15 protein-coding genes are annotated in these 15,338 nt (G+C 65.3%); 2 read left to right on the top strand and 13 right to left on the bottom strand.

Going from position 1 to position 15,338, the window contains the following annotated elements; genetic code table 11:
* Position 1 precedes the first annotated feature (1 nt).
* The 8 genes from inhA to MPSD_RS11385 all read right to left on the bottom strand — a co-directional run bounded on the left by inhA (position 2) and on the right by MPSD_RS11385 (position 8,036).
* The gene (gene inhA / locus MPSD_RS11420) at positions 2–811 is read right to left on the bottom strand and encodes an NADH-dependent enoyl-ACP reductase InhA (RefSeq protein ID WP_015356077.1); all 810 of its coding nucleotides are present in this window, start codon (positions 809–811) and stop codon (positions 2–4) included.
* A gap of 78 nt (positions 812–889) precedes the next feature.
* The gene (fabG1, locus tag MPSD_RS11415) at positions 890–1,657 is read right to left on the bottom strand and encodes a 3-oxoacyl-ACP reductase FabG1 (RefSeq protein ID WP_011739633.1); all 768 of its coding nucleotides are present in this window, start codon (positions 1,655–1,657) and stop codon (positions 890–892) included.
* A 114-nt stretch (positions 1,658–1,771) separates the two neighbouring features.
* Positions 1,772–2,779 (bottom strand): VWA domain-containing protein, encoded by a 1,008-nt coding sequence (locus MPSD_RS11410; protein ID WP_086085647.1) that lies wholly within the window; start codon positions 2,777–2,779, stop codon positions 1,772–1,774.
* A gap of 34 nt (positions 2,780–2,813) precedes the next feature.
* Positions 2,814–3,725 carry a DUF58 domain-containing protein gene (locus MPSD_RS11405; RefSeq protein WP_051153799.1) on the bottom strand — a complete coding sequence of 304 codons (912 nt, stop codon included), beginning with the start codon at positions 3,723–3,725 and terminating at the stop codon, positions 2,814–2,816.
* 59 nt (positions 3,726–3,784) lie between these two features.
* Positions 3,785–4,900, bottom strand: coding sequence for a chaperone MoxR1 (moxR1, locus tag MPSD_RS11400; protein WP_086085648.1), 1,116 nt, complete (start codon positions 4,898–4,900; stop codon positions 3,785–3,787).
* Positions 4,901–5,098: 198 nt separating this feature from the next.
* A complete protein-coding gene (gene ripB / locus MPSD_RS11395; RefSeq protein ID WP_020787788.1) occupies positions 5,099–5,818 on the bottom strand; it encodes an NlpC/P60 family peptidoglycan endopeptidase RipB in 720 nt (239 codons plus the stop codon).
* A gap of 25 nt (positions 5,819–5,843) precedes the next feature.
* Entirely contained in the window at positions 5,844–7,253 is a 1,410-nt protein-coding gene (gene ripA, locus MPSD_RS11390) for an NlpC/P60 family peptidoglycan endopeptidase RipA (RefSeq protein WP_036426688.1), read from the bottom strand.
* A 231-nt stretch (positions 7,254–7,484) separates the two neighbouring features.
* Positions 7,485–8,036, bottom strand: coding sequence for an Rv1476 family membrane protein (locus MPSD_RS11385; RefSeq protein ID WP_020787790.1), 552 nt, complete (start codon positions 8,034–8,036; stop codon positions 7,485–7,487).
* Positions 8,037–8,338: 302 nt separating this feature from the next.
* Here MPSD_RS11385 and MPSD_RS11380 point away from each other — a divergent pair, with 302 nt between their 5' ends.
* Entirely contained in the window at positions 8,339–11,158 is a 2,820-nt protein-coding gene (locus tag MPSD_RS11380; RefSeq protein WP_086085649.1) for an aconitate hydratase, read from the top strand.
* Positions 11,159–11,167: 9 nt separating this feature from the next.
* Complete coding sequence (locus tag MPSD_RS11375) at positions 11,168–11,731, top strand: TetR/AcrR family transcriptional regulator (RefSeq protein ID WP_086085650.1); 564 nt, start codon at positions 11,168–11,170, stop codon at positions 11,729–11,731.
* 1 nt (position 11,732) lies between these two features.
* Here the strand turns inward: MPSD_RS11375 and MPSD_RS11370 are convergent, their stop codons facing one another.
* From MPSD_RS11370 to MPSD_RS11350, 5 genes are all read right to left on the bottom strand, one after another.
* Positions 11,733–11,924, bottom strand: coding sequence for a helix-turn-helix domain-containing protein (locus MPSD_RS11370; protein ID WP_020787792.1), 192 nt, complete (start codon positions 11,922–11,924; stop codon positions 11,733–11,735).
* A gap of 84 nt (positions 11,925–12,008) precedes the next feature.
* Positions 12,009–13,637: an ABC-F family ATP-binding cassette domain-containing protein gene (locus tag MPSD_RS11365; RefSeq protein WP_012394033.1), complete on the bottom strand. Its 1,629-nt coding sequence runs from the start codon at positions 13,635–13,637 to the stop codon at positions 12,009–12,011.
* A 24-nt stretch (positions 13,638–13,661) separates the two neighbouring features.
* Positions 13,662–14,471 carry an enoyl-CoA hydratase gene (locus tag MPSD_RS11360; protein ID WP_086085651.1) on the bottom strand — a complete coding sequence of 270 codons (810 nt, stop codon included), beginning with the start codon at positions 14,469–14,471 and terminating at the stop codon, positions 13,662–13,664.
* A gap of 83 nt (positions 14,472–14,554) precedes the next feature.
* Positions 14,555–14,884, bottom strand: coding sequence for a thioredoxin (gene trxA, locus MPSD_RS11355; protein ID WP_036427390.1), 330 nt, complete (start codon positions 14,882–14,884; stop codon positions 14,555–14,557).
* An 81-nt stretch (positions 14,885–14,965) separates the two neighbouring features.
* Entirely contained in the window at positions 14,966–15,307 is a 342-nt protein-coding gene (locus tag MPSD_RS11350) for a thioredoxin family protein (RefSeq protein ID WP_086085652.1), read from the bottom strand.
* Positions 15,308–15,338 lie beyond the last annotated feature (31 nt).

The following is a 15,338-nucleotide window of genomic DNA, read 5'->3' as shown; positions in this document are numbered from 1 at the left end:
GCTACAGCAATTGAGTGTGTGCGCCACCATCGGCGAAGATGATGTCGCCCGTGGTCGCCGGGAGCCATTCGGACAGCACCGCACACACCGTCTTGGCGACCGGCGTGGGGTCCTTCATGTTCCATCCGACCGGAGCTCGTTGATCCCAGCCATCTTCGAGCAGCTGAATCTGTGCGCCGGCTTCCTCGCCGAGCGCACCGCCGACGATCGCGCTCATTGCCAGGGTCCGGATCGGTCCTGCTGCAACCAGATTCGAACGAACGCCATACTTGCCAGCCTCGCGCGCGACAAAGCGGTTGACCGACTCCAGCGCACTCTTGGCAACCGTCATCCAGTTATAGGCCGGCATCGCCCGAGTGGGATCGAAGTCCATACCGACGATGGAACCGCCGGGATTCATGATCGGCAGCAGCGCCTTGGCCAGCGAAGCATAGGAATACGCGGAGATGTGGATGCCCTTGGAGACGTCCTCGTAGGGCGCATCAAAGAACGGGTTGATGCCCATTCCGCTTTGCGGCATGAAGCCGATCGAGTGCACCACGCCGTCGAGGTTGTTGCCCTCCCCGATCACCTCGGTGACCCGACCCGCCAGGCTGGCCAGATGATCTTCGTTTTGCACGTCGAGTTCGATCAGCGGAGCCTTCTGCGGCAACCGGTCCACGATGCGCTGGATCAGCCGCATCCGGTCGAAACCGGTCAACACCAGTTGGGCACCCTGTTCCTGGGCCACCCGGGCGATGTGAAACGCGATCGAGGAGTCGGTGATGATCCCGGAGACCAGGATCCGTTTGCCTTCCAGCAGTCCTGCCATGTCCGTCCTTCGTGTTGTGGTTCGGTTAGGTCGTGATTCCTTCAGGTCGTGGCCGAAGCCTTCGCCTCATGGGTGGACTCAGTGGCCCATACCCATGCCGCCATCGACGGGGATGACCGCACCGGAGATGTAGCTCGCATCCTCGGAGGCCAGAAAGCTGACCACCCCGGCGACCTCGGCGGCGGTGCCGACCCGCTTGGCCGGGATGAACTGCAGCGCCCCCTCCTGAATCCGCTCATCCAGCGCGCGGGTCATATCGGTGTCGATGTAGCCCGGCGCCACCACATTGGCGGTCACATTGACCTTCGACAGCTCGCGGGCGATCGAGCGCGCCATCCCGATCACGCCTGCCTTGGAGGCGGCGTAATTGGCCTGGTTGCCAATCCCCCAGCTACCGGAGACCGAACCGATGAAGATCAGCCGGCCGAACTTCTTGCGCTGCATGCTGCGAGATGCGCGCTGAGCCACCCGGAATGCCCCGGTGAGGTTGGCATCGATAACCTTTTCGAACCTCTCCTCGGTCATCCGAATGAGAAAGGCGTCCGCGGACAGGCCGGCGTTGGACACCAGCACCTCGACCGGGCCCTGGTGCTCCTCGACCTCTTTGAACGCACGGTCGACGGCGTCGTTGTCGGTGACGTCACACTCGACGCCGAACAGCCCCTCGGGAGCCCCGGATCCGCGGTGCGTGACGGCCACCCTGTGACCATCGGTGGCCAGTCGCTGCGCGATCGCCAGACCTATCCCCCGGTTTCCGCCCGTCACCAGGACTGAGCGGGATACGAATGCGGGTTTGCCGCCGTCGGCGGCACTTTCGGTGTTTTGCTCGGTGGCCGTATCAGTCACCCCGCCAACCTAGCGCCTCACCACCGCAAGCCTGTAACCGGCTGGTCGCCAACGAGACGCCCCGGCGCATTTTCTGCCCCGGATTGTGCCCTGCGCTACGTTCGCGCGCCAGAGCTAGGTCGGCAACCGGCGGTTGATGAGCAGCGCGGCCAGCGCCGCTGCCACCAAGACGAGCGCGCCCAGACGCAGCCAACCCATGCTGGCGTCGCCTCTGATCGTCTCGTACCCGATCTGCTGCTGCAGCGAGGCGTAGACCGAGTTCAACTCGGCCAGGGTCGCGGCGTTGTAGGAGTTTCCGCCGGAGAGCTGGGCAACTTTCTTCATCGTCTCGTCGTCGACGGGCACCGGCTGGCGCTGATCGTTGATCTCGACAAAGCCGTAGGGGGTGCCGAAGGAGATCGTCGAGATCGGAACACCCTGGTCCTTGGCCGTGCGTGCGGCGGTATAGGCGCCCTTGGGGTTGTCCGGATTGGTCGGCATCGTCTCCTTGCCGTCGGAGAACAGCACGATGCGAGCCGGCGGTGGTCTGTCACCACCACCGATCACCGCTCCGACGGTGGCGATGGCCTGCAGGGCCGTGAAGATCGCTTCCCCGGTGGCGGTGCGGTCGGCGAACTGCAGCTTGTCGAGCGCGGCCTTGGTCGCCTCCCGATTGGTCGTCGGCGAGACCAGGACCGTCGCGGTGCCGGCGTATGCGATCAGCCCAAGGTTGATCCCGGGGGTCAGCTCGTCGGCGAACTGTTTGGCGGCCTCTTGGGCCGCGACCATGCGGTTGGGCTCGACGTCGGTGGCCCGCATCGACTGCGATACGTCGATCACCAGCATGACCACCGCGCGGTTGCGTGGAATCCGGACGTCGTGCGTCGGCCCGGCCATGGCGACGGTGAACAGCACCAACGATAGGGCCAGCAGCATCGCCGGAATGTGACGGTAGCGCGAGGGCCGCTGGGGGGCCACGCTCTCCAGCAGCTCCATGTTGGCGAACCGCAGCATCCGCTTCTGGCGCGCCAGTTGCAGCACGACGTAGACCGCGATCAACCCGGCGACGACCAAGAGGAATAGGAAGAACCAAGAGTGTGCAAAGCCGGACAGCGTCATCGGCCCCAGCAACGGCAATGTCATAACAGACCTGTCTCAACGTGCATGAGCGTTGGTGTCACCGGCGCCCCGCGATTGCCCCACGCCGGCGGGAGGTGACGAAACGGACGATGTCGGCGATCCAATCGCGGTCGGTGCGAAGCGACATGACCGGTGCCCCGCAACCGCGGATGGTGCGGACCACGTCGGCCCGGTGCGCCGCGGCCGCCCGGGCGAAGTCGTTCTGCAGCTGGGCATCGATGGTGAACTCACGGGTCACCCCGGTTTCGGCGTCTTGCAGCACCACGTCGCCGATGTCGGGCAGTTCGACATCGCGTGGATCGAGCACTTCGATGGCCAGCACCTCGTGCCGAGCTGAAATCGCCCGCAGCGGGCGCATCCAATTGATCGGCCCCAGGAAGTCGCTGATGATCACCGCCATCCCGCGACGGCGCTCCGGACGGCGCAGCGCATCGATGGCGACGGCCAAGTCGCCGCGCACCCCGACCGGCGTCTTGGGTGTGGTCGCGATGGTGCGCAACATCGTCTGCAGATGCTGGCGCCCGGATCGCGCCGGCACCCGAGTGAGCGTGGCGCCGTTGGAAATCAGGGCGCCAAGCCGGTTGCCGCCACCGCTGTTGAGGAACGAGATGGCCGCGGCCGCCGCTACCGCAAGGTCACGCTTCTCGCACACGGCGGTACCGAAGTCCAGGCTGGCCGACATGTCGACCACCAACCAGGTCTCCAACTCCCGGTCGGCAATCATCTGCCGTACGTGCGGTGTGGTGGTACGGGCGGTAACCGACCAGTCCATCCGCCGTACGTCGTCGCCGGGCTGGTAGATGCGGGATTCGCCCGGCTCGCTCCCCGGCCCCGGGAGCAGGCCCAGGTAGTCGCCATGCAGCACGCCGTCCAGCTTGTGGCGGACGGCCAGCTCGAGCGTTTTCAGCGCCGCCGCCAGCTTGGGGTCATTGATGTCCCCGCGCTGCATCGACGGCGGGTTGACGACACGTGGCCCAACCGCCTCTTGAGCCACCGGGACCGAATCGCTCACCGACCGCCAGCCGCCGCGGCGGCCTGCATCACCGGCGGCACCGAATGACCTTGCTGCGGTACCGCATTCACCTGCGGCAGGGCAACCGTCTGCAGGACCCGGTTGATCACGATCTCAGGCGAAATCTCGTCGACCAGTGCGTCGTAGGTCAGCACCAGGCGGTGCCGCAGCACGTCGGGAACCACCTCGATAATGTCTTGCGGGATCACGTAATCACGGCCCCGGACCAGCGCCAGCGCCCGGGACGCGGCGATGATGCCCAGCGACGCGCGCGGTGAAGCACCGAACGCGATCCAGGTCTTGACATCGTTCATGCCCAGCTGCTCGGGCTGGCGCGTTGCCATCACCACGCGGACGACGTAGTCGACCAAAGCGTGGTGTACGAAGTTGTTGGCGGCGATGTCCTGGAGCCGCAATAGGTCACCGGTGCCCAGGATTTGCTTGGGCTGCGGCGGGGTGACGCCCATCCGGTAAATGATCTCCCGCTCTTCCTCGGGTGTCGGGTAACCGACGTTGATCTTGAACAGGAAGCGGTCGCGCTGCGCCTCGGGCAGCGGGTAGACACCCTCCTGCTCGATCGGGTTCTGGGTCGCCATCACCAGGAAAGGGTTGGGCATCGGGAAGGTCTTCCCGCCGATCGACACGTGCCGCTCGGCCATGACCTCCAGCAGAGCCGACTGGACCTTTGCCGGCGCCCGGTTGATCTCGTCGGCAAGCAGGAAGTTGGCCACCACGGGGCCCAGTTCGGTGTCGAACTCCTCCTTGCCCTGCCGGTAGATACGGGTACCGACGATGTCGGTCGGCACCAGGTCGGGCGTGAACTGGATACGCGCGAACGACCCGCCGACCACTCGGGCGAAGGTCTCCACCGCCAGCGTCTTGGCTACCCCGGGAACACCCTCGAGCAGCACATGCCCTTTGGCCAGCAGGCCGACCAGCATCCGCTCCACCAGCTGGTCCTGGCCGACGATGATCCGCTTGACCTCGAAAATTGCCCGCTCGAGGGTGTGTACCTCGGCGGCCAGCCCGTCCGGGCCACCCGAAGGCGCCTCATGGGCCGGTGGGGCCGAATGCCCACCCGGACCCGAGTAACCGCCACCTGCTGATGTCATCAACAACCCTCCACCGCTCGATCAGACACGACTGCTGACACGACTAAATTCGCGGGGCAGCGACGTGCCCGCGTTCAACTATTCCAGGCCTCCTGGATTCCGTCGACGCCGCGGTTGCCGACCGGCAACCGTAACCGGCGCACCACGCCCCGCTCCGCCTCAGGCGCCCGGGCCCGCTAACCGGGCGGCACACCTGACTCAGTACTCGATGATCCTAGTCACGAAGGGGGTCATGCCGGCCTTGCGCACCGGGCTCACCGTGACTTTGCCCGCGCTTCCGGATGCCTCCAGCATTTGGCCGTTGCCCAGATACATGGTCACGTGCTGGCTGCCCCCCGGGCCGTAGAAGATCAGGTCGCCGCGCCGCGCCTGATCAGGAGAAATATGCCGGCCGGCGTTGTACTGGTCACCGGAATAGCGTGGGATCAGCACGCCCACTCCGGCGAAGGCGTAACGCATCAACCCCGAGCAGTCGAAACCGACGGTGTTGGCACCGGAGTCGACGCCCTTGCTGGGGCCCTGCAGGCTGCCGCCGCCCCAGGAATACGGGACCCCCATCTGCGATCCGCCCCGACGGATCACGTACTCGAGCGCCTGCCGGCCGTAAACCCGCGGGATCCGGTTTGCTCCGGTATTGGCCGCACTGGGCGCGGGACTACCGCCCAGATTGATCCCGAACCCGCCGAGAAACTGCCGGCCCAAGTCCAAAGTGGTCTGGGTGGCCTGGGCGGTGGCCTGCAGCGAAGCATTTGCCATGGCAAGCGCGTCCCCGGGTGCACCCGCGCTGGCGGTTGCCGGCAAGGTGGGATCCCATCCGCCCGGATCGGCGTCAGCCGGCGCTGACACCACGACCATCAGGGCTGCCACCGCCAGGGTTATCCAGGCCAGACCGAGTAGGCGAAATCGCTTGTATCGCATGGGACCTCGATAACTACTCATCGTGCTAGTAATCGATGTAGCGGACCACGAAGGGCGTCATGCCGCTGGTGCGCACCGGCGCAACCCGTACTTTCAACCCGATGTCGGGGGCTTCGAGCATCTGACCGTTGCCCAGATAAAGGGTGACGTGCTGGCTGCCGCCGGGTCCGTAGAAGATGACGTCGCCGCGGCGCATCTGCGAGGTTGGGATCTTGCGGCCCAGGTTGTACTGCGAACCCGAGTAGTGCGGCAGCTTGATTCCCACCCCGGCGAACGAGTAGAGCACCAGGCCCGAACAGTCGAAGCCGGTGATACCCGCCCCGGAGTCGATTCCTTTACTGGGTCCCGCAGCATTACCGCCGCCCCAGGAGTAGGGCACTCCGATCCGCGCCATTCCGCGACGGATCACGTATTCGGAGGCCTGTCGCCCATAGACCCGCGGAATCCGGGTAGCGCCCGTTGCGGCGTTGGTGATTCCGGTGTCGGTGGGCTTGAGGATGCCCAACTGCTGCAGGAAGTTTCGCCCCATGTTGGCCGTGACCTGCGCAGATGTTGCCGAGATGCCCAACACCTGGTTAACCACGGCGATCGGGTCGCCGGGGATGTTGGCACTGGGTATCTGAGGCAGCGTGGGGTCCCAGCCGTCCCACCGGCGCCCGTTGCCCGGTCTCGCCCCGGGATCCCACATCGCCCCCGGCGGCGGACCTTCTGCACCAGCCGAGGACCAGGCAACCAGCCTGGCGGCCTGCAGCTTGGCTTCCGCTTCATCGCGTTCGGCGGCCAGGCGATTGACTTCCTCGCGCTGTTGGTCGAACTTGCGTTGGGTATCGGTGAGCGCCGTCACGGCCGCGTCCTGGCTGGTCTTGGCGTCTTCGGCGGCCTTGTCGGCCTTCTGCTTGGCCAGCCGCGAGGCCGATTCCTTGTTGACCTGCCGGGTCCGCGCCCGCTCCAGATTCGCCATGACGGTCTGCGCACTCGCGGCCAGGGTCTTGGCGGCGGTCGCCGCCGCGATGATCTCGTCGGGACTGGTCGCGGTCAGGTAGCTGTCCGACGGGCCATTCATATAGGTGGCGGCCGCGAACGTATCGAACCGGTGTTGGGCCGCGGCGATGGCCGCATTGGCATCTTTGACCGCTTGCTGGCTGGCCTCGAGTTCGTGCTCGGCGGAGGCGGCCTCATCCCGGGCCGTCTCCACGGCGACCATCACCTTGTTGACGCCCTCCTGCTCGAGCTCAACGGCGGCACTCAGGTCGTCCAGCCGCTGGTTCGCCCGTGCAACGTCGGCGATCAGCGCGGCGATGGAGTCGGTTCGGGAATCAGCATTGGCCACCGCTGGAACAGTTACCAGCAGGGCAACACTGACCACCGAAGGAATGGCCGGTCGGACAAGTCTTGCTGCCGATCTCGAAGCTGAGCTACGGCGGGTCCGTCTCATTGGTCAGGTCTCCTATGGCTTAAACCGGACGGACGGCGCCTGTTGGTACGGAAAGCGCCAAAAACATCACAATCACCATTCGCACCGTACGTCACACTTGACGCAAAGGAAACGTATGTCACAAAGTGCGCCCGCTACGTGCGTTTAATGTGACCGAACGGTTATCTAGCGCGTTTGCCACCGGCAGACGGAGTAGATCCGCGCAAATGCCAGAAATGCCCTTCTAGCTGGCTAAACCCCTGGGTCAGCCAGCTCGGCCACCGCCTGGGCAACCTCGGGAGAGGTTGCTGATCGCCTGGCGCGCAGCTGCGTGAACCGGGTTCCGACCGCTGCCGCGAGCACCCCAATCAACAAAAAGATTGTCAACCCGGTCCAGGGAAACTCGGGTGTATCGAGCTCGTTCAAAAAGTTCTGTGCGGACTGGACGGCGTTGCCCGTCTTGGAATGGTCCTCCCCCGCCTCCAGGGTGACGCGTGGGAACTCCTTGCTGTAGCTGCCGACATAGCTCGGGCTCAGCGCTAGCACCGTCACATCCGGGTAGTCGGCGCCGACGACGGTCGCGATGTCCCGCAGGGGGGTGTCGTTGGGAGGGTTGTGGTCGATCAGCACGATCTTGAGATTGATTCCATCGTGCTGCGCTTGGCTGACCACCTCTACCAGTCCGGGCAGTGCCTCGGGTGGAGCGCTGACGCCGATCGCGGCGACCTCGGCCTTGACCGCCGCCATGTCGACGTCCTGCGGGATGTAGGCCGGCAGGAACGGGATAGTTTCTGGTCCGCTCATGACGTCCTTTCTGCCGCGTTGGCCCACGGGTTCGGCTCGCGCGCCGGACGGCCGGATGATGCCGTCCCACCCGGGTGAATTCCGGCTAGCGCGGCCACCCTAGCCTGACAGTAGGCAGGTCGTGGGGCCACCTCCCGCGGTCGAGTCGAAAAATGGGGTTCCACCACGCGCCCCGCGCGACAAGACTGACAGTGCGAGTGCCAACGCAATGCAGGACAAGCGTACTGTTAATGTTGCTTTGCGCATTTGAAGCCCCGTCGACACGGCCCGTTGGCGGGAGAATTTAATCCTTGGGAGTTGATGTGACCAGCAAAGATTCTGTGAACTCGTTCGGAGCCCGCAACACCCTCGAGGTCGGCGACAAGAGTTACCAGATCTATCGTCTCGACGCCGTCCCAAACACCAAGAAGCTTCCCTACAGCCTCAAAGTGCTCGCCGAGAACCTGCTGCGCAACGAGGACGGCAGCAACATCACCAAGGATCACATCGAGGCCATTGCGAACTGGGACCCGCAAGCGGAACCCAGCATCGAAATCCAGTACACCCCCGCCCGCGTTGTGATGCAGGACTTCACCGGGGTGCCGTGCATCGTCGACCTGGCAACCATGCGTGAAGCCATCGGAGATCTCGGCGGCCAGCCCGACAAGGTCAACCCGCTGGCCCCCGCCGACCTGGTGATCGACCACTCGGTGATCGCCGACCTGTTCGGTCGGGCCGACGCCTTCGAGCGCAACGTCGAGATCGAATACCAGCGCAACGGTGAGCGCTACCAGTTCTTGCGCTGGGGGCAAGGCGCTTTCGACGACTTCAAAGTGGCGCCTCCCGGCACCGGCATCGTGCACCAGGTCAACATCGAATACTTGGCCAGCGTGGTGATGGACCGTGACGGCGTGGCATATCCCGACACCTGCGTGGGCACCGACTCGCACACCACCATGGTCAACGGCCTCGGCGTGCTGGGCTGGGGCGTGGGCGGCATCGAAGCCGAGGCGGCGATGCTCGGCCAGCCGGTGTCGATGCTGATCCCGCGGGTGGTCGGGTTCAAGCTGACCGGCGAGATCCAACCCGGCGTCACGGCCACCGACGTGGTGCTCACCGTCACCGAAATGCTGCGCAAGCACGGCGTCGTCGGCAAGTTCGTCGAGTTCTACGGCGAGGGCGTGGCCGAGGTGCCATTGGCCAACCGCGCCACGCTGGGCAACATGAGCCCCGAATTCGGTTCCACCGCAGCAATTTTCCCGATCGACGAGGAGACCATCAAGTACCTCGAGTTGACCGGTCGCTCCGCTGAGCAGGTGGCGCTGGTTGCGGCCTATGCCAAGGAACAGGGCATGTGGCACGACCCCAAGCACGAGCCGGTGTTCTCCGAGTACCTCGAACTCAACCTGTCCGACGTGGTGCCGTCCATCGCCGGGCCCAAGCGCCCGCAGGACCGAATCGTCTTGTCCGAGGCCAAAGGCACCTTCCGCGAACAGATCACCCACTACGTCAGCGACGACTCCTCCGCACACGACCAGCACTCGAAACTGGACGAGGTAGTGGAGGAAACCTTCCCGGCCAGCAACCCCGGGCAACTGACCTTCGCCAATGACGATGTCGCCGCCGTCCACTCCGCGGCCGCGCACGCCGATGGCCGGGTGAGCAAGCCCGTGCGGGTGCGCTCCGATGAACTCGGCGAGTTCGTGCTCGACCACGGCGCGGTGGTGATCGCCGCGATCACCTCCTGCACCAACACCTCCAATCCCGAGGTGATGCTGGGCGCCGCGCTGCTGGCCCGCAACGCCGTCGACAAGGGGCTGACCTCCAAGCCATGGGTGAAGACCACCATGGCGCCCGGGTCTCAGGTGGTCAACGACTACTACGACAAGGCCGGGTTGTGGCCGTACCTGGAGAAGTTGGGCTTCTTCCTGGTCGGCTACGGCTGCACCACGTGCATCGGCAACTCCGGGCCGCTGCCCGAAGAGATCTCGAAGGCCGTCAACGACAACGACCTCTCGGTGGCCGCGGTGCTGTCGGGCAACCGGAACTTCGAGGGCCGGATCAACCCCGACGTCAAGATGAACTACCTGGCCTCGCCGCCGTTGGTCGTCGCCTATGCGCTGGCCGGCACCATGGACTTCGACTTCGAGAACCAGCCGCTGGGCACCGACAAGGAAGGCAAAGACGTCTTCTTGCGTGACATCTGGCCGTCGCAGCAAGACGTCGCCGACACCATCGCCTCGGCGATCAACCAGGAGATGTTCACCAAGAACTACGCCGACGTGTTCAAGGGTGACGAGCGCTGGCGCAACCTGCCCACCCCCAGCGGCAACACCTTTGACTGGGACCAGAGCTCGACCTACGTGCGCAAGCCACCGTACTTCGAGGGGATGGCCGCTGCCCCCGCTCCGGTCAGTGACATCACCGGCGCGCGGGTGCTCGCGCTGCTTGGCGACTCGGTGACCACAGACCACATTTCCCCCGCCGGCGCAATCAAGCCGGGCACCCCGGCCGCCCAGTACCTCGACGAGCACGGCGTGGCACGCAAGGACTACAACTCCTTCGGGTCGCGACGCGGAAACCACGAGGTGATGATTCGCGGCACGTTCGCCAACATCCGGTTGCGCAACCAGTTGCTCGACGATGTCTCCGGCGGCTACACCCGCGACTTCACCCAGGATGGCGCGCCGCAGGCCTTCATCTACGACGCGGCGCAAAACTATGCGGCACAGAACATTCCGCTGGTGGTGCTGGGCGGCAAGGAATATGGTTCCGGTTCGTCTCGCGACTGGGCGGCCAAGGGAACGCTGCTGCTGGGCGTGCGGGTGGTGATCGCCGAGTCGTTCGAGCGTATCCACCGCTCCAACTTGATCGGCATGGGCGTCATTCCGCTGCAGTTCCCCACGGGGCAGTCGGCATCGTCACTCGGCCTGGATGGCACCGAGACCTTCGACGTCACCGGTATTGAAGAGCTCAACTCCGGCAAGACTCCCAAGACGGTGCATGTGAAGGCCACCAAGGACGGTGCCGACCCGATCGAGTTCGACGCGGTGGTGCGCATTGACACTCCGGGTGAGGCCGACTACTACCGCAACGGCGGCATCCTGCAGTACGTGCTGCGCAACATGCTGAAGTCGGGCTAGCCCCGAACCGTGCCCAAGGTCAGCGAGGACCATCTGGCGGCCCGCCGCCGCCAGATCCTCGACGGCGCTCGCCGTTGCTTTGCCGAGTACGGCTACGACAAGGCCACGGTCCGGCGTCTGGAACAGGCGATCGCCATGTCGCGCGGTGCGATCTTCCACCACTTCCGGGACAAGGACGCACTGTTTTTCGCGCTGGCACATGAGGATGCCGAGCGGATGGCCGATGTCGCATCCCGCGAAGGCCTCATCCAGGTGATGCGTGACATGCTGGCCGCGCCAGAGCAGTTCGACTGGCTGGCCACCCGGCTAGAGATCGCCCGCAAGCTGCGCAACGACCCGGAGTTCAGCCGCGGGTGGGCGGAGCGCTCCGCCGAGCTGGCGGCCGCGACCACCGATCGGCTACGTCGCCAGAAGCAGGCCAACAGGGTGCGCGACGACGTTCCCAACGAAGTGTTGCAGTGCTACCTGGACCTGGTTCTTGACGGGCTGGTTGCACGACTGGCATCCGGGGAGGATCCGCAACGGCTCACCGACGTTCTCGACTTGGTGGAGAACTCGTTGCGCCGCAGCTGATTTAGCGCGGCCGGGAACGGCGATTGGGCCCGCCGCGGCTACGCATCGTGGTACCGGATTCCCGCAGCATGCTGTGAACGGATCCGTACGAGCGGCCGGTGTTGGCAGCCAGATTGCGAATGCTGGCACCGGCTTCGTAGGCGTGGCGCAACTCATCCAGCAGCTGATCGCGCGTCTTCTTTGACTTTCGCATGGGCACCTCCATCGCTCCCCGGCACCTAGCGTAGAAACCCGCTGCCGCCAAAGGGCCACTTTGGACGAAATCGCCTGGCGCTATTCAGGCCAGCTCGATGAGGTCCCGGTACTCGTCGGACCAGTAGTCCTCGGTCGCGTCGGGCAGCAGCACCACGCGCTGGGGGTCGAGCGCCTCGGCCGCACCAGGGTCGTGTGTCACCAGCACCACCGCGCCCTGATAGCTGCGCAGCGCATCGAGGACCTGCTCGCGCGAGGCGGGATCGAGATTGTTGGTCGGTTCGTCGAGCAGCAGGACGTTCGCGGTGGAGGCCACCAGGCCGGCCAGCGCCAACCGGGTCTTTTCCCCACCGGAGAGCGTGCCGGCCGGTTGGTCGAGCTGCGGACCGGTAAACATGAACGCACCCAATAGCCCGCGCAACTCCTGCTCGCCGGATTCGGGTGCGGCGTGGCGAATGTTCTCCCAAACGGTCGCGTCGTTGTCGAGCGTGTCATGCTCCTGCGCGAAATAGCCGATCCGCAAACCGTGTCCAGGTTCCAGCCCGCCGGTATCGGGGTGCTCCACACCGGCCAACAAACGCAGCAGCGTGGTCTTACCGGCACCGTTGAGACCGAGCACGACCACCCGCGACCCCCGGTCGATCGCCAAGTCGACGCCGGTGAACACTTCCAGCGACCCGTAGGTCTTGCTCAGCCCCTTGACTACCAGCGGCACCCGGCCGCAGGCGGCCGGAGTGGGGAACTTGATTCGGGCCACCTTGTCGGCCACACGTTCCTCATCGAGCGCGGCCATCATCCGGTCCGCCCGGCGCAACATGTTCTGGGCGGCAACAGCTTTGGTCGCCTTAGCGCCCATCTTGGCAGCCTGGGTCCGCAGCGCGGTGGCCTTACGTTCGGCGTTAGCGCGTTCCCGGCGGCGACGTTGCTCGTCGGTAGCCCGGGCATCGAGGTACTTGTGCCAGCCCATGTTGTAGACGTCGACCTCGCCCCGAACGGCGTCCAGGAACCACACCCGGTTGACGACATCGGCGAGCAGCTCCACATTGTGGCTGATGATGATCAGCCCACCGGTATGCGCTCGCAGGAAATCGCGGAGCCAGCCAACCGAATCCGCGTCGAGATGGTTGGTCGGCTCATCGAGCAGCAAAACGGTGGACGAACCCGCGCCGGTGTCCGATGCCGCGAACAGGATGCGGGCCAGCTCCACCCGGCGGCGCTGGCCCCCGGACAAGGTACGTAGCTGCTGGGTGAGCACCCGTTCGGGCAGGCCGAGACTGGCGCAGATGCGGCTGGCTTCGCTTTCGGCGCCGTAACCGCCCAGCGCCACGAACCGCTCCTCGAGCTGGCCGTAGCGGCGGATGGCGCGGTCGCGGGCAGCGTCATCGGCCACCTCGGCCATCAGCGCCTGCTGTTTCTCCAGGTCGGTGAGCAACACGTCCAGGCCGCGGGCCGACAGCACCCGATCGCGAGCCAGCACTTCGAGGTCGCCCTCTTTCGGATCCTGTGGCAGGTATCCGATTTCACCGGCTCGGGTGACCGAACCGGCGTACGGTTCGCTCTCCCCCGCTAGGATGCGCAAGGTTGTCGTCTTGCCCGCTCCGTTGCGGCCGACCAGACCGATCCGATCGCCAGGTTGCACCCGCAAGTCCGGGCCGTCAGGCGAGAGCAGGATACGCGCGCCAGCGCGGACCTCCAGGTCCGTGGCCGTGATCACGATCTCTCTCCCTGCGTTGTGGTGTTACTTGTCATCGGTGAAAACCGCCGGCCGCTTCTCGGCGCGTGCGGCCACCGCTTCTTCGAAGTTTGCGGTCAGCAGGCGGACGAAGAGCTGGCCCAGCCCCTCGGCCTGCATGTGCCCCTCCAGGCTAGCGGCGTCTAGTCCACTCCACAGTGTGCGTTTGGTCAACTCAATTCCCGGCCTGGAGAAGGCCGCCATTCGTGCCGCGATCGCGTAACAGGTGTCCATTAGCTGACCATCGGGCACCCGGCAGGACACCAGACCAATCCGCTCGGCTTCCTCCGCGGTGACATCGCGGCCGGTCAACATGATCTCGAAGGCGCGCGAGGACCCGATGGCCCTGGGCAACAGGTAACTCAGGCCCAGCTCGCTGGCGGTCAGCCCATTGTTGATGCCGGCGGCCCGGAAGTACGCGCTGGCCGCGGCCACCCGGACATCGGCGGCCAACGCCAGGCATAGTCCCCCACCGATGGCCGGCCCGTTGACCGCGGCGATCACCGGCTGATGCAAACGCCGCAGCATCAGGATCACTTCGTCGAGCAGCTCCATCGAACGCAGCGCGTATGTCGGCCGGGTCAATCCCCCAACGTTCGGAACGGCGCCCGCTGACTTGTGATCAGCGCCAGACGAGAAGCCCCGGCCAGCCCCGGTCAGCACCACCACCCGCACCGAGTTGTCGTAGCTGACCTCCTCGAGCACCTCCTTGAGCGGCACCATGACGTCGAAGGCCATGGAGTTCATCCGCTCGGGCCGGTTGAGGGTGACTAGCGCAATGTCTGGACGCGGGTGCTCTAACAGGACCAAAGACACCCGTGAACGGTATCGCGTAGGGCCACAGCACCGCGCGTAATGCCACCATCAGCGCACCGGGGCTGCTGGCACGCTGCCAGCCGTCAGACGACTTCGTAGGACTTGAGCTGTTGCACCAGGTCCTCGAGAGCCTCCGCGGGCAGCGCGCCGGGTTGGTTGAACAGCAGCTTGCCCTTCTTGAAGGCCATCAGCGTAGGAATGGACCGGATCTGGGCGGCCGCAGCCAGCTCCTGCTCGGCCTCGGTGTCAACCTTGGCGTACACGACGTCGGGGTGAGCCTCCGAGGACGCCTGGAACGTAGGCGCGAACGCGCGACAGGGGCCGCACCAGGAGGCCCAGAAGTCGACCAGCACCATGTCGTTGTCGTTGACGGTTTCGCTGAACTTTGCAGCTGTTAAGTCTTGGGTAGCCATGTCAGCCATAACGCCGCGGCGGGGCGGGTTTGTTCCGGTCGAGCCTGCGGCGAACGCAAGCGGGGGCTAGAGCAGGCCCTTCTAGGCTACCGCCGGCTCGATCCGGTACTCCCGTAGGTGCCGCACCAGATCGTCCATGACCGCGGGGTTGGCGATGCCGGCTTGTTTGAACACCAGCTTGCCCTTCTTGAACGCCATCAATGTGGGCAGGTGTTTGACCGCCGCGGCGGAGACCAGCTCCTGCCCGGTCTCAAAGTTGACCTTGCCGTGCACGATGTCGGGGTGCTTGTCCGAGGACCCCTCGTAGGTGGGAGCGAAAACGTCACACGGTGCGCACAACGGCGCCCACACGTAGACCAACACACTGTCGTTTCCGTGGACGGTTTGCTTGAAGTTCGCTGCCGTCAGATCTTCGGTGGCCACTGGTTTCCTCACCCATCGCGCGTCGGTCCGG

The sequence above is a fragment of the Mycobacterium pseudoshottsii JCM 15466 genome, assembly GCF_003584745.1.
Classification (GTDB): domain Bacteria; phylum Actinomycetota; class Actinomycetes; order Mycobacteriales; family Mycobacteriaceae; genus Mycobacterium; species Mycobacterium marinum.
The sequence above is the reverse complement of the archived record's forward strand: the minus strand, read 5'-3'. Positions and strand labels throughout refer to the sequence as shown.

Excerpts from the sequence above, each read along its gene's own strand:
- inhA (WP_015356077.1), bottom strand. The coding sequence starts at position 811 with ATGGCAGGACTGCTGGAAGGCAAACGGATCCTGGTCTCCGGGATCATC.
- MPSD_RS11410 (WP_086085647.1), bottom strand. The coding sequence starts at position 2,779 with ATGACATTGCCGTTGCTGGGGCCGATGACGCTGTCCGGCTTTGCACAC.
- MPSD_RS11405 (WP_051153799.1), bottom strand. The coding sequence starts at position 3,725 with ATGCAGCGCGGGGACATCAATGACCCCAAGCTGGCGGCGGCGCTGAAA.
- moxR1 (WP_086085648.1), bottom strand. The coding sequence starts at position 4,900 with ATGACATCAGCAGGTGGCGGTTACTCGGGTCCGGGTGGGCATTCGGCC.
- ripB (WP_020787788.1), bottom strand. The coding sequence starts at position 5,818 with ATGCGATACAAGCGATTTCGCCTACTCGGTCTGGCCTGGATAACCCTG.
- ripA (WP_036426688.1), bottom strand. The coding sequence starts at position 7,253 with ATGAGACGGACCCGCCGTAGCTCAGCTTCGAGATCGGCAGCAAGACTT.
- MPSD_RS11385 (WP_020787790.1), bottom strand. The coding sequence starts at position 8,036 with ATGAGCGGACCAGAAACTATCCCGTTCCTGCCGGCCTACATCCCGCAG.
- MPSD_RS11370 (WP_020787792.1), bottom strand. The coding sequence starts at position 11,924 with ATGCGAAAGTCAAAGAAGACGCGCGATCAGCTGCTGGATGAGTTGCGC.
- trxA (WP_036427390.1), bottom strand. The coding sequence starts at position 14,884 with ATGGCTACCCAAGACTTAACAGCTGCAAAGTTCAGCGAAACCGTCAAC.